This is a genomic window from Streptomyces sp. NPDC042638 (genome assembly GCF_040647235.1).
Taxonomy (GTDB): Bacteria; Actinomycetota; Actinomycetes; order Streptomycetales; family Streptomycetaceae; genus Streptomyces; species Streptomyces rameus.
In genome coordinates this window covers 1-12,128 of the sequence record NZ_JBEZBT010000010.1, presented here as the reverse complement: position 1 = coordinate 12,128, position 12,128 = coordinate 1, and the positions used below count along the sequence as shown (strand labels likewise).

At 71.8% G+C, this 12,128-nt stretch carries 14 protein-coding genes; 6 read left to right on the top strand and 8 right to left on the bottom strand.

The features are described from left to right. Positions 1-8 precede the first annotated feature (8 nt). On the top strand, positions 9-989 hold the full coding sequence (locus tag AB0B40_RS11215; RefSeq protein WP_362263813.1) for an ATP-dependent DNA ligase: 981 nt from the start codon (positions 9-11) through the stop codon (positions 987-989). 28 nt (positions 990-1,017) lie between these two features. Here the strand turns inward: AB0B40_RS11215 and AB0B40_RS11210 are convergent, their stop codons facing one another. Next, positions 1,018-1,554, bottom strand: coding sequence for an isochorismatase family cysteine hydrolase (locus AB0B40_RS11210; protein ID WP_345060058.1), 537 nt, complete (start codon positions 1,552-1,554; stop codon positions 1,018-1,020). A 296-nt stretch (positions 1,555-1,850) separates the two neighbouring features. Here AB0B40_RS11210 and hemC point away from each other — a divergent pair, with 296 nt between their 5' ends. Further along, a complete protein-coding gene (gene hemC / locus AB0B40_RS11205) occupies positions 1,851-2,786 on the top strand; it encodes a hydroxymethylbilane synthase (RefSeq protein ID WP_362263756.1) in 936 nt (311 codons plus the stop codon). A gap of 61 nt (positions 2,787-2,847) precedes the next feature. Here the strand turns inward: hemC and AB0B40_RS11200 are convergent, their stop codons facing one another. From AB0B40_RS11200 to AB0B40_RS11185, 4 genes are all read right to left on the bottom strand, one after another. Then, positions 2,848-3,372 (bottom strand): hypothetical protein, encoded by a 525-nt coding sequence (locus tag AB0B40_RS11200; RefSeq protein WP_362263755.1) that lies wholly within the window; start codon positions 3,370-3,372, stop codon positions 2,848-2,850. A 200-nt stretch (positions 3,373-3,572) separates the two neighbouring features. Continuing rightward, entirely contained in the window at positions 3,573-4,418 is an 846-nt protein-coding gene (locus AB0B40_RS11195) for an ABC transporter permease (RefSeq protein WP_345060066.1), read from the bottom strand. After that, a complete protein-coding gene (locus tag AB0B40_RS11190; RefSeq protein ID WP_345060069.1) occupies positions 4,378-5,385 on the bottom strand; it encodes an ATP-binding cassette domain-containing protein in 1,008 nt (335 codons plus the stop codon). Before AB0B40_RS11190 ends, AB0B40_RS11195 begins: the two co-directional genes overlap by 41 nt. Next, on the bottom strand, positions 5,382-5,837 hold the full coding sequence (locus AB0B40_RS11185) for a MarR family transcriptional regulator (protein ID WP_345060072.1): 456 nt from the start codon (positions 5,835-5,837) through the stop codon (positions 5,382-5,384). Before AB0B40_RS11185 ends, AB0B40_RS11190 begins: the two co-directional genes overlap by 4 nt. A gap of 278 nt (positions 5,838-6,115) precedes the next feature. Here AB0B40_RS11185 and AB0B40_RS11180 point away from each other — a divergent pair, with 278 nt between their 5' ends. Continuing rightward, on the top strand, positions 6,116-6,913 hold the full coding sequence (locus AB0B40_RS11180) for an RNA polymerase sigma factor SigF (RefSeq protein WP_345060075.1): 798 nt from the start codon (positions 6,116-6,118) through the stop codon (positions 6,911-6,913). 35 nt (positions 6,914-6,948) lie between these two features. Here AB0B40_RS11180 and AB0B40_RS11175 read toward each other — a convergent pair whose 3' ends face one another. Further along, on the bottom strand, positions 6,949-7,263 hold the full coding sequence (locus AB0B40_RS11175; RefSeq protein ID WP_345060077.1) for an ANTAR domain-containing protein: 315 nt from the start codon (positions 7,261-7,263) through the stop codon (positions 6,949-6,951). A gap of 126 nt (positions 7,264-7,389) precedes the next feature. Here AB0B40_RS11175 and AB0B40_RS11170 point away from each other — a divergent pair, with 126 nt between their 5' ends. Continuing rightward, positions 7,390-8,196, top strand: coding sequence for a VOC family protein (locus tag AB0B40_RS11170; RefSeq protein ID WP_345060080.1), 807 nt, complete (start codon positions 7,390-7,392; stop codon positions 8,194-8,196). A 24-nt stretch (positions 8,197-8,220) separates the two neighbouring features. On the opposite strand, the gene glgX is transcribed toward AB0B40_RS11170, so the two are convergent. Both glgX and AB0B40_RS11160 read right to left on the bottom strand, forming a co-directional pair. After that, positions 8,221-10,365, bottom strand: a complete 2,145-nt coding sequence (glgX, locus tag AB0B40_RS11165) for a glycogen debranching protein GlgX (RefSeq protein WP_362263754.1) — start codon at positions 10,363-10,365, stop codon at positions 8,221-8,223. Continuing rightward, positions 10,362-10,874, bottom strand: a complete 513-nt coding sequence (locus AB0B40_RS11160; protein WP_362263753.1) for a pep a2 — start codon at positions 10,872-10,874, stop codon at positions 10,362-10,364. Before AB0B40_RS11160 ends, glgX begins: the two co-directional genes overlap by 4 nt. A gap of 303 nt (positions 10,875-11,177) precedes the next feature. On the opposite strand from AB0B40_RS11160, the gene AB0B40_RS11155 reads away from it, so the two are divergent. Further along, complete coding sequence (locus AB0B40_RS11155) at positions 11,178-11,477, top strand: DUF5133 domain-containing protein (protein WP_362263752.1); 300 nt, start codon at positions 11,178-11,180, stop codon at positions 11,475-11,477. A 108-nt stretch (positions 11,478-11,585) separates the two neighbouring features. After that, positions 11,586-12,128 (top strand): maltotransferase domain-containing protein (locus AB0B40_RS11150; protein ID WP_362263751.1); only part of this gene is annotated, 543 nt, incomplete at its 3' end.

Genomic DNA, 12,128 nt, shown 5'->3' with positions numbered 1-12,128 from the left:
TGACCGCCGTGACCCTGCCGCTCATCGCGCCGATGCTCGCCACCCCCGGCGGCCTGCCGCCCGCCGCCCAGGACACGCGGTGGGCGTACGAGACCAAGCAGGACGGCCAGCGGGTGATGGTCTACCTGCCCGGCGACGGCAGTGTCCTGCTGCGCGCCCGCTCCGGTGAGGAGATCACCGCGGCCTATCCCGAACTCCGCCCGCTGGGCGCCGCCCTGGGCGGTACACCCGCCGTGCTGGACGGTGAGGTACTGGCGCTGGACGAGCACGGGCGGGCCGACTTCCAGCTGCTGCAGAGCCGGATGGGCCTCGCGCACGCCCCGGCGCGGGCGGCGCGCCGGGCCGCCCAGGTGCCGGTGCACCTGGTGCTGTTCGACGTGCCGTTCCTGGCGGAACCGCTGGTGCGGCTGCCGTACGCGCGCCGGCGGGCCCGGCTGACGGAGCTGGGCCTGGCCGGGCCGTACTGGTCGACACCGGCCGCCGTGACCGGGCATGGCGCCGAGGCGCTGCGCGCCACGAAGGAGCACGGCCTGGAAGGTCTGGTGTGCAAGCGGCTGGACTCGGTGTACGAGCCCGGGGTCCGCTCGCGTGCCTGGATCAAGATCCGGAACATGCGCGCCGAGGACGTGATCGTCGGCGGCTGGCTGCCCGGCCAGGGGCGGCTGACCGGGCTGCCCGGAGCGGTGCTCGTCGGCCAGCGCGACGCGGACGGCCGGCTGCGGTACGTCGGCGGGGTCGGCACCGGCTGGAGCGAGGCGGAACGCGGCCGGCTGGCGGAGCTGCTCCGGGACGCGGCGAGCGACCGGTGCCCCTTCGACCCGGCACCGCGGATCGCGGGGGCGCGCTGGGTGCTGCCCCGGCTGGTGGGCGAGGTCAGCTACAGCACCCGGACCCGGCACGGCATGCTGCGCCAGCCCTCCTGGCTCCGGCTGCGCCCGGACCTCACCCCCGAGGAGTCGGCGGCGGACCTGCCGGAGGACCTCGCCTAGGGCGGCGCGGCGACGAGGACGGGGTGTCCTACTCCCAGAGGTCCTCGCTCCGGCACACCCGGGCGCCCATGTTCCGTTCCATCATCTGCAGTGCCGCACGCGCGAGGTCCTCGTGCATGTGCGCGACGGCGTCCTTGGGGACGGTCACCTGGAAGTGGCGGATGTGGGCGTCGAGAGCCGAGTAGAGCACGCACTGCTCGGTGACCTGTCCGGTGAGCACGAGCTGGTCGATGCCCTGCTGGTGCAGCAGGTACTGGAGCGGCGTCTCGAAGAACACCGAATGCCGCGCCTTCAGGACGAAGAGGGACTCGGCGTCGGGTTTCAGCGGTTCGACGAGGTGGGCATGGGGGCTCGCCAGGGCGTGCTCCAGTACCTCGCCGTGATGCGAGCGCCACTCGCCGAAGTTGTCGTTGACGTAGATGACGGGAGCCGCGCGCCGTCGCGCGCGGCTCAGCAGGTCGGCGATGACCGGTACGACCGATTCCGCCGAGGGGATGAGCAGCTCGGCGTCCTTGTGCTCATACGTGTTGATCATGTCGATGACGATCAGGGCGGTCTTGCTCATCTCACCAGGGTTCCACCGATGGCGGCCGAGGCAACTTCTGTCAGGGGATCCGCCGCTCGGCCCAGGAGGCCCGGCATGATCCGGCGTGACCCGAGCAGCCGCCGCCCGGCGTGCTCAACGTGGTGTGCGGCGGCCGGCGGCCGCCGACCTCGAGCGGGTGCACCTGGAACTCGGCGGCAACGCAACGGTTGGTACACGAGGACGCCGATCTCGCCGACGTGGTCGAGTGGTTGGCGCCCCTCGCCTTCTACACCGCGGGCCGGGACCGTGCGTCCCCAGGGACTATCGTGTCCCCCATGTCTGTGCCGGAACTGATCCGTATCGTCTCCCGTGACTCACCGATGGCCCTGGCCCAGGTCGAGCGGGTCCGCGCCGAGTTGGCCGTACTGCACCCGGGGGTGCGGACCGAGGTCGTCCCGGTGAAGACGACCGGTGACAAGTGGATGGGCGATCTGTCCAAGGTCGAGGGCAAGGGGGCGTTCACCAAGGAGGTGGACGCGGCCCTGCTGGCCGGGGAGGCGGATCTCGCGGTGCACTGCGTCAAGGACGTGCCCGCCGACCGGCCGCTGCCCGCCGGGACGGTCTTCGCCGCGTTCCTGAAGCGGGACGACATCCGGGACGCGCTGGTGCACCCGGGCGGCCTGTCCCTGGACGAGCTGCCGGCCGGCACCCGGATCGGCACCTCCTCGGTGCGCCGGGTCGCCCAGCTCGCCGCCACGCATCCGCATCTGGAGTGCGTACCGTTCCGTGGCAACGCCAACCGCCGGCTGGAGAAGCTGGCGGCGGGCGAGGCGGACGCGCTGCTGCTGGCGGTGTCCGGCCTGGAGCGGATCGGCCGGACCGACGTGATCAGCGAGGTGCTGTCGCCGGACGAGATGATGCCGCCGATCGGCGCGGGCATCCTCGCCCTGCAGTGCCGGGAGGGCGACACCGCGCTGATCGACGCCGTCAGCGGGCTCGGTGACCCGGACACGCATCGTGAGGCGACGGCCGAGCGGATGTTCCTGCATGTCCTCCAGGGACATTGCAACAGCCCCATCGCCGGGTACGCGCGCGTGGACCGCGGCGGGGAACTCTCCCTGCGCGCCTGTGTGTTCACCCCGGACGGCAAGACCCGGCTGAACGCCCACGAGTGGGCGGGCCGGCTCGATCCGGCCACGCTCGGCACCTCGGTGGCGGTGGCGCTGCTGCGTCAGGGCGCGCGGGAGATCATCGACGGTATCCCGCACTGACCCGCGGACGCCGTGCGGCTGCCCCGCACGAGCCCGTACGGCGGGCGGCCCCGGCCCGTCCTCAGGCGGTGCCGGGCTCCGTCTGGTCCCTCAGGAAGGCGGAGACCTGGTGGGCCAGGCTGCCCTGCCCGGGGCTCGCGGGAGTGGGGGCCGTGGTGGCCTCCAGGACGCCGATGCCGCCCGCCCACAGCCGGCGGTCGGTCCACTCGTCGTCCACCCTCAGCTGCACCTGTACGTCCACGTGGCTGAGGACGCCCTCGGGCGCGGCGGCGTAGAGCACGGCCGTGGCCCTGCGCAGCGGGTAGACGTCGAAGCCCTCGATGAACTGGGAGTTACGCCAGTCGATGAAGGCGCCCTCGCCGTCCGGGCCGACACGGACGTCGATCTGGCCGTCCTCCAGATGGATGCCGAGGTGCCGCGCGCCGCGGTTCTCGACGGTCACCCGGACACTGAAATACGTCAGCCCGGCGGCGGCGTCGTCCCGTCCGCGCGGCGGCTCGGCCGGCTCCAGACGGTGGACGCGGACCCGCAGACCGGCATGCGCCTCGTACTCCTGCCAGTCCCCGACCACGTTCGGCTCGTACACAGTGCCCCTCTCGACCTTCGAGAGCTGCTGTCTATCTGTGTGCTCAGCGCACTGTCAAATGAGCCGAATGCGCTGTGGCCAGGGTGTTCACCCGCTTTGATCAGTGATCAAGCGCTGCCCAGGAAGAATCCGTTCGCGGTCTGTTCCGGGTGGGTGCGCGCGCGTGCCGCACATCACGTCCGAGGAGAGACGAGGAGAGATCAGCGGGCCAGACGGCCGAGCAGCGCGGAGGCCGCGGTGATGCCGAGCGCGCCGGCCACCGCCAGGACGGCGTAGTCGGCGGCGAGATGCGCGGGCGTACCGAGCAGAAGGCCGCGCAGGGCGTCGACTTGATAGCTGAGCGGGTTGACCTTCCCGACGGCCTGCAGCCAGCCCGGCATCACCGAGACGGGGTACAGCGCGTTGGAGCCGAAGAAGAGCGGCATGGTGATCGCCTGCCCGAAGCCCATCAGCCGGTCGCGGTTGAGGACGATTCCCGCGATGGTCATCGACAGACAGGAGAAGAACACGGAGGCGAGCACCACCGCGAGGGCGACGCCGAGCAGCCTGAGCGGGTTCCAGGTCAGGGCGACACCGAGCAGCGCGGCGATGACGATCACGACGACCGCCTGGACCAGTGACTTCACCCCGGCCGCGAAGGCCTTGCCGGTGATCAGGGCCGAGCGGGGGGTCGGCGTGACGAGCAGCTTGTTCAGGATGCCGGCGTCCCGCTCCCAGATGATCTGGATGCCGTAGAAGATCGCGATGAACATCGCCGACTGGGCGATGATGCCGGGCGCCAGGTAGTCGATGTACGGCACTCCGCCGGTGGGTATCGCCCGGATCCTGGTGAAGGTCTGGCCGAAGATCAGCAGCCACAGGGCGGGCTGGACGGCGCGGGTGTACAGCTCGGTCCGGTCGTGGCGCAGCTTCTGCAGTTCGACCGCGCACATGGCGCCGACCCGGGCGGGCAGGAGCCGCCAGCCCGGGCGCGGCACGGGCGGCGTCAGCAGCAGCGTGGTGTCCTCAGCCGACGCGGTGCGCGGTACGGCGGGTGCTTCGGACATCGCGGAAACCTCCTCCGGAGTGGTCGTCGAGGCCGCTGCCGGCGACGTCGCGGAAGACGTCCTCCAGCGTGGGCAGTCCGGCCGTGCCCCGCCGCTCGGCGAGGCCCCGGCGCAGCGCGGCCGGGGTGCCGAGGGCGCGGATGCGGCCGTGGTGCATCAGGCCGACGCGGTCGCAGTACTGGTCGGCCTCGTCCATGTAGTGGGTGGTGACCAGGACGGTCATGCCGGTGGCGGCGCGTACGGCGTTGATGTGCTCCCACACGCCGGTGCGGGCGATCGGGTCCAGGCCGATGGTGGGCTCGTCCAGGATCAGCAGCCGGGGCGCGCTGACCAGGGCCTGGGCGAGTTCGAGACGGCGGATCATGCCGCCGGAGTAGGTCTTGGCGAGCCGGTCGGCGGCATCGGCGAGGCCGACTGCGGCGAGGGCCTGGGCGACGCGTGGGCCGCGCTCGCGACGCGGCACGTCGAAGACCCGGGCGAACAGGGCGACGTTCTCCCGGCCGGTGAGCCCGCTGTCGGCGGACAGCTGCTGCGGGACGTAGCCGAGCAGGCGCCGCACGGCCATGCGCTCCTTCGCCGCGTCCCGGCCGAAGACACGCACCGTGCCGGCCGGGACCGGCAGCAGTGTGGTGATGCAGCGGATGGCGGTGGTCTTCCCGGCGCCGTTGGGCCCGAGCAGCCCGAACACCTCACCCTCGTGCACGTCCAGGTCCAGCCCGTCGACGGCACGGGTGTCCCCGAAGGCGTAAGCGAGCCCCGCACAGACAACGGCCTCCGCCCCGGCACCGCCGAGGTCGTGGACGGGCCGGGCGCCGGGGCCAGGGGCGGAGCCGGTGTCGCCCCCAGGGGCGGTGCCGCCGGAGTCAGGGGCGGAGCCGGTGTCACGGACGGAGCCGGGTCCGGTGTCGGATGCGGCCGAGCCGGTGTTGTCGGGGGTACCGGGTGCGGCCGGGGTGTCGCTCGTCATGTCTCCTCGGCTTCCTCGTGCAAGGTAGCGGCCAGCCTGCGCAGGGCCGGCAGGGCCGCGCGCAGCGCCTCCCGGTCGGCCTCGCCGAGCCGGGAGAGGTGCCGGCCGACGAGTTCGGTCCGGCGGCGCTGCCAGTCCGCGAGCCGCCGCTCGGCGGCACCGGTCAGCATCAGACGCGCGGCACGCCGGTCGGCCGGGTCGGTCGCGCGGACCAGGTAGCCGTCCCGGACGAGCTGGTTGACCAGGGTCGACACGGAGTTGCTCGCCAGGTGCAGCTGCCGGGCCGCGTCCGAGATCCCTATGCCGGGCCGGGACTCGACCAGTCGCAGCAGCTCGACCTCGGCACCGCGCAGCCGGGGTCGGGTGACCCCGGCGCGCAGCCGGCGCCGGATCAGCCGCTGGACGCCCACGAGGGCGTCCGTCAGGTCCTCCGTAAAGGTGTCCGCGTCCACGTCCGGAGATTACCTCTGCTACAGAGGTATTTCCCCCCAAGGACCGGTCAAGAGCGCCGCGGCAGAGGGCCTCCGCTAGGCTCCCGCGTGGCCCGAACGGGTGATATGCACTACTTTGTTTTGAGATGTCCAACAGCGGGAATGCGAACCGATGTGCTTCGGACAGGAGGCACGTCCGTGGGAGCCGGCTCCGCCGGACGCCCCGACGTCTCCTCATCGTCCGAGCGCGCCTCCCACGGTGTCTGTCCACCAGCACCTGCTGAGAGAGGTGCGCGCACATGCCTGTCACCGGCAGCACGAAGCCCCACCCCCACGACGACGCCCCGGACACCGGCGAGTCCTTCGAGCGGCTCGCACGGCTGCCCGACGGTCCCGAGCGCCAGGCCCTCAGGGACGAACTGGTCCGGCTGTGGCTGCCCATGGCCGAGCGGATCGCCGTACGGTTCCGCGGCCGTGGCGAGGCCCTGGAGGATCTGTACCAGGTGGCCGCGCTGGGCCTGGTCAAGGCCGTCGACCACTATGATCCCACCCGCGGCCGTGCCTTCGAGGCGTACGCGGTGCCCACCATCACCGGGGAGATCAAGCGCCACTTCCGGGACCACATGTGGACCCTGCACGTACCCCGCCGGGTACAGGACCTGCGCAACCGGGTCCGCGCCGCCACGAAGGAGCTGTCGCAGTCCACGTCGGGCCGGGCGCCCACGATCGCCGAGATCGCCGCGCACACGCGGCTCAGCGAGGACGAGGTGCGCACCGGCATGGAGGCGCTGGAGTGCTTCTCCGCACTGTCCCTGGACGCCGAGGTGGCCGGCACGGACGGCTACGCCCTCGGCGACTCCCTGGGCGAACCGGACCCCGGGTTCGACCTCGTCGTGGACCGGGCCGCGGTCAAGCCCTGTCTGGCGATGCTGCCCGAGCGTGAGCGAACCATCCTCTACCTGCGGTTCTTCCGCGGCATGACCCAGAGCAGGATCGCCGAGCAGCTCGGTATCTCGCAGATGCACGTCTCGCGGCTGCTCAGTGGCTGCTTCGACCGGCTGCGCGAGGAACTGCTCGCCGAGACCCGCACCCCCTGACCCGGTTCCTCCGCCGGGACCCGCGCCCGCTGGAGCTACTCCTCCTCGGCCCCGGGCACCTGCGTGGGGCCGTAGCGGTCCAGTGCGTCCTCCAGCTCCGCGCGGATGTCGGCCGGTATCTCGCCGCGCCGGCCCCAGATGAGGATCAGCTCCGCGATGTGACGCAACTTGATGTTGGTGTGCTGGGAGACCTCCTTGAGCACCTCCCAGCCCAGGTCCGGGGTGACCCGGGCGAGGGCCACGATCATTCCGATCGCCTGGTCCACGACCGCGTGCGAGGCCATGGCCTCCTTCAGCTGCTCGACCTCCGCCTGCAGCGCGGCCACCCGGTCCGCCTCGCTCTCCGCCATCTCTCCATCCTGGACAGGGGGCTGCACCCCTGCCACCTGGGGTACTCGACAGGCATTCCACCCCCGTCCGGTTGGACACTGGTGTCAGACCGGTGGCCGCCCGGCCCCGAGAGCAGGACGACTGTCATGAACCACGACACCCCCGCCGGCGGACCGCGCAGGAAGGACGTCGTCTCCACCCACGCCGTCTTCGGCGCGCCGTGCTGGGTGAGCCTGACCAGCCGCGACCTCCAGGCCACCGAGGACTTCTACTCGGCCGTCCTGGGCTGGCGCTGGCGCGGCGCCAAGCTCGGGGAGCACTTCAGGATCGCCCTGGCGAACGGGGTCCCGGTGGCCGGGATCGCCGCCGTCGCCACCATGTGGCAGATGGCGGTGGCCTGGACGCCGTACTTCGCCGTGCCGGACGCGGACGTGGCCGTGGCCCGGGCGCGGGAGCGCGGCGGTACGGCGGCTGTCGGGCCACTGTCGTTCCCGCCCGGCCGGGCGGCGCTGCTCGCCGACCGGGACGGTGCCACGTTCGGGATCTGGCAGGGGGAACTGGTCAGCAACTGGGAGGCGTGGCGGCAGGCGGCACCGACCTTCGTGCGGCTGCACACCCGGGACGCCTTCGACGCCGCGATGTTCTACGGCGAGATCCTGGGCTGGGCGAGCGGGCAGCCGGGCTGCTGCGAGGTGGAGTACGACGGTGGCGAGGTGCTGCTGCGCAGCCGGGGGGATGTGGTGGCGCGCATCGACTCGGGCGCGGTGGAGGCCGCCCCGGACCCCTCGGTGCGTCCGCACTGGCAGGTCCACTTCGCGGTGGCCGACGTCGCCGCCTGCGCCCGCGCGGCGGAGAAGCACGGCGGCAGTGTGCTGCGTGAGGGCGAGAACGAGGCCATCCTGCGGGACGCGGACGGCGCGCAGTTCACGGTGATGACGCGCGGCGCCCGCTGACCCGGGAAGGGCCGGCCCGCGGCCCTAAGGGGTCCCGCGCGACGGACGTGAGAGGAGGACCAGGCTGCGGGCCTCCACCCGGAGTCTCGTGCCGGCCTTGCGCTCGCGTTCGTCGGGGATCCCGTCGGGTTCGGCGGTGTCGGTCAGCGTGGTCCAGCGCTCGCCGAAGGAGCCGTCGGGCAGGCGGAAGACGACCGGCTCCCAGTAGCCGTTGACGAGCAGCAGGAAGGAGTCGTCGACCATACGGCGGCCGTGCGGGTCCCGTTCGGCGATGGCGTCGCCGTTGAGGAACACGCCGACCGAGTGCGCGTCGTCGCGCTGCCAGTCCCGGGCGGTCATCTCGCGGGCGTCGGGCCTGAGCCACATCAGGTCGGGCAGCGGCTGCTCGGCGTTGGTCGCGGTCTCGCCGCGGAAGAAGCGGCGGCGGCGCAGCACGGGGTGCGCGGCGCGCAGGGCGATCAGTCGCCGGGTGAACTCCACGAGCGGCTGCTGCTCCCGCGCCAGTTCCCAGTCGATCCAGGAGATCTCGTTGTCCTGGCAGTAGGCGTTGTTGTTGCCGCGCTGGGTGCGGCCGAGTTCGTCGCCGTGGCAGAGCATCGGGATGCCCTGCGAGAGCAGCAGGGTGGCCAGCAGGTTGCGCTGCTGGCGGGCGCGCAGTTCGAGGACGGCCGGGTCGTCGCTGTCGCCCTCGGCCCCGCAGTTCCAGGACCGGTTGTGGCTCTCGCCGTCCCGGTTGTCCTCGCCGTTGGCCTCGTTGTGCTTGTCGTTGTACGACACGAGGTCGCGCAGCGTGAAACCGTCGTGCGCGGTGACGAAGTTGACGCTCGCGCGTGGCCGGCGCCTGCTGTGCTGGTAGATGTCGGAGGAGCCGGTCAGCCGGGAGGCGAACTCGCCGAGCGAACCGGGCTCGGCCCGCCAGAAGTCCCGTACGGCGTCACGGTACTTGCCGTTCCACTCCGACCACAGCGGCGGGAAGTTGCCCACCTGGTAGCCGCCCTCGCCGACGTCCCACGGCTCGGCGATGAGCTTGACGCGGCTGATCACCGGGTCCTGCTGGATCAGGTCGAAGAACGCCGAGAGCCGGTCCACCTCGTGGAACTGCCGGGCGAGGGTGGCCGCGAGGTCGAAACGGAAGCCGTCGACGTGCATCTCGGTGACCCAGTACCGCAGCGAGTCCATGATCAGCTGGAGCACGAAGGGGTGCCGCATCAGCAGGCTGTTGCCGGTGCCGGTGGTGTCGTAGTAGTGCGCCCAGTCGCCGTCGACCAGACGGTAGTAGGAGGCGTTGTCGATACCGCGGAATGACAGGGTCGGGCCCATCTCGTTGCCCTCGGCGGTGTGGTTGTAGACCACGTCGAGGATGACCTCGAGGCCGGCCTCGTGTAGCGCCTTCACCATGGCCTTGAACTCGTTGACCTGCTGGCCCCGGGTGCCGAAGGCGGCGTAGGCGTTGTGCGGGGCGAAGAAGCCGATGGTGTTGTAGCCCCAGTAGTTGGACAGGCCGCGGTCCTGGAGCACGCCGTCCTGCACGAACTGGTGCACCGGCATCAGCTCGACCGCGGTCACGCCCAGCGAGGTGAGGTGTCCGGTCACGGCGGGGTGCGCGAGACCGGCGTAGGTGCCGCGCAACCCCTCGGGGACGTCGGGGTGGGTGCGGGTGAGACCGCGGACGTGGGCCTCGTAGATCACCGACTCCGCGTACGGCGTCCTGGGCGGGCGGTCGTCGCCCCAGTCGAAGTACGGGTCGGTGACCACGCCGAGCATGGTGTGGCCGGCGCTGTCGGCCGGGGCGGGTCCGTCCGGGGCCCGCTCGTACAGGGAGGCGTGGTTGTCGATCTGGCCGTCCACGGCACGGGCGTACGGGTCGAGCAGCAGCTTCGCCGGGTTGCAGCGGTTGCCGAGCGAGGGCTGCCAGGGACCGTGCACCCGGTAGCCGTAGCGCTGGCCGGGGCCGACGCCGGGCAGGTAGGCGTGCCACACGAAGCCGTCGACCTCGTGCAGCCGGACGGGGGTCCCGGTGCCGGCGTCGTCGAGCAGGATCAGCTCGACACGCTCGGCGACCTCGCTGAAGAGGGCGAAGTTGGTGCCCTGGCCGTCGAACGAGGCGCCCAACGGGTAGGGGTGCCCGCTCCAGACGGGCACCCCTGCGCGCTTCTTGCGGGCGGTCACCGGCTGCCCTCCAGGGCGTCGTCACCGGCGGGCGCCTGCGCGGCCAGCGCGGCGATCCGCTCGACGCGGGGCACCGTGAGCCCCGTGCTCAGCACGGGCGCCGGCGCCACGGGCACCAGCGGCACGCGCTCGCCGGCGCGGGCGCGCTGGGAGAACCAGATGATCTTGCTGCCGGTGTCCGAGGCGCAGCAGCCCCAGCCGTCGCTCATGGCGGCGATGTCCGCCAGACAGGAGCGCAGGTCCTGGTCCGGGCGCAGATCCGGGTCGTCGTCACCGAAGGCGGTGATGAGGTGCTGGCCGTTCCACCACATCTCGATGGAGGTGTGCTTGTCCGTCGCGTGCGCGTCGATCGCCCGCAGCAGCAGTTCGGCGCCGCGGCAGACGGGATCCACGAGGTTGTCCAGATCCCAGTAGCGGAGATGGGCGGCCAGGATGCGGCTGACCTGTACCACCCGTTCCGGGCTGACTTCCACGTCGAGGTGGTAGTAGCAGGGCACTGCGGTCTTCATCGTCGCTTGCTCCTCACCGGCGAAGCTCTCGCTCCCCCTGCCCCGTCCGGGAGGGATCCCGGACACACAGCGTGAGCGTTGATCGCTTCTGAGTCATCTCCACGGTGAGGGCACTACGCCATTCGTGCAACACGAGCACCCGACACACGTAATGGTTGAAGATCCAACAAGACGCTGCGTCGTCGCGCGTGCACCATAAGTGAAAGCCTCGATCGCCGTAACGGTGCCGTGCCTCTCCGTGCGCGGACGCCACCCGACCGTCGGGAACGCGCCCAGTCGAGAGCGTGGAAGGTGAACAGGGCGATGCTGCTACCCGCCAAGGCCGAAGTGGCCCGGCAGTTGCGGCGTTACCGGGCGTGGGAGCGCGTGATGCTCGCCTCGCCTCACGACCGCACGGTCCGGGCCACCTTCGAAGACTCGGGGTACACGCTGTGCGTGCTGATGGGCAAACGCTGCGCCCGCGAGGCCGCGGACGCCGCCGAGCGCTATCTCCGCACGAATCTGGTCACCTATCTGCGTGATCAGGACGGACGGCCGCAGCCTCGTCGGGCGGCCAGAAGAGCGCCGCCGTCGGAGCGGCGTTCCACGGCGCCAAGCCCCTGACCTGGCACCGTACAAGGCGTTCCCCTCGGACCGGCGCACGCCGGTCCGACCATCGGATCGCGAAGCCGGGCCGGGTGCCCGGCTTCGCGCACGGCGGAGGTGAGATACATGCGCAGGACCCCGGCCATCGGCCGTGTACCGGTACGCGACGTCCGGCCGGCCGTGGAGTGCGGCAGGCGCCCGGCCAAAGCGGTGGCCGGGGAGACCTTCGAGGTCACGGCCACCGTGTTCCGCGAAGGGCACGACGCCGTGGGCGCGAACGTGGTCCTGCGCGATCCGAAGGGCCGCCGCGGCCCGTGGACACCGATGCGGGAGCTGTCCCCGGGAAGCGACCGCTGGGGGGCGGAGATCACCCCGGACGTGACCGGCCCCTGGACCTTCAGGGTGGAGGCGTGGAGCGATCCGCTGGCGACCTGGCGGCACATCGCGTCCGTGAAGGTCCCGGCCGGGATCGACACCGGCCTGGTCCTGGAGGAGGGCGCCGAGTTGTACGAGCGTGCCGCCGCCGGGGTGCCCAAGGGCCCGGAGCGCGACCTCGTGTCGGCCGCCGCGCAGGCCCTCGGCGACGACTCCCTGTCGGTGCACCACCGCCTGAAGGCGGCGCTGTCGCCGGAGGTGGGGGCGGTGCTGGCCCGTCATCCGCTGCGGGAG

Excerpts from the sequence above, each read along its gene's own strand:
- AB0B40_RS11210 (WP_345060058.1), bottom strand. The coding sequence starts at position 1,554 with ATGAGCAAGACCGCCCTGATCGTCATCGACATGATCAACACGTATGAG.
- hemC (WP_362263756.1), top strand. The coding sequence starts at position 1,851 with ATGTCTGTGCCGGAACTGATCCGTATCGTCTCCCGTGACTCACCGATG.
- AB0B40_RS11195 (WP_345060066.1), bottom strand. The coding sequence starts at position 4,418 with ATGTCCGAAGCACCCGCCGTACCGCGCACCGCGTCGGCTGAGGACACC.
- AB0B40_RS11190 (WP_345060069.1), bottom strand. The coding sequence starts at position 5,385 with ATGACGAGCGACACCCCGGCCGCACCCGGTACCCCCGACAACACCGGC.
- AB0B40_RS11180 (WP_345060075.1), top strand. The coding sequence starts at position 6,116 with ATGCCTGTCACCGGCAGCACGAAGCCCCACCCCCACGACGACGCCCCG.
- AB0B40_RS11175 (WP_345060077.1), bottom strand. The coding sequence starts at position 7,263 with ATGGCGGAGAGCGAGGCGGACCGGGTGGCCGCGCTGCAGGCGGAGGTC.
- AB0B40_RS11170 (WP_345060080.1), top strand. The coding sequence starts at position 7,390 with ATGAACCACGACACCCCCGCCGGCGGACCGCGCAGGAAGGACGTCGTC.
- AB0B40_RS11160 (WP_362263753.1), bottom strand. The coding sequence starts at position 10,874 with ATGAAGACCGCAGTGCCCTGCTACTACCACCTCGACGTGGAAGTCAGC.
- AB0B40_RS11155 (WP_362263752.1), top strand. The coding sequence starts at position 11,178 with ATGCTGCTACCCGCCAAGGCCGAAGTGGCCCGGCAGTTGCGGCGTTAC.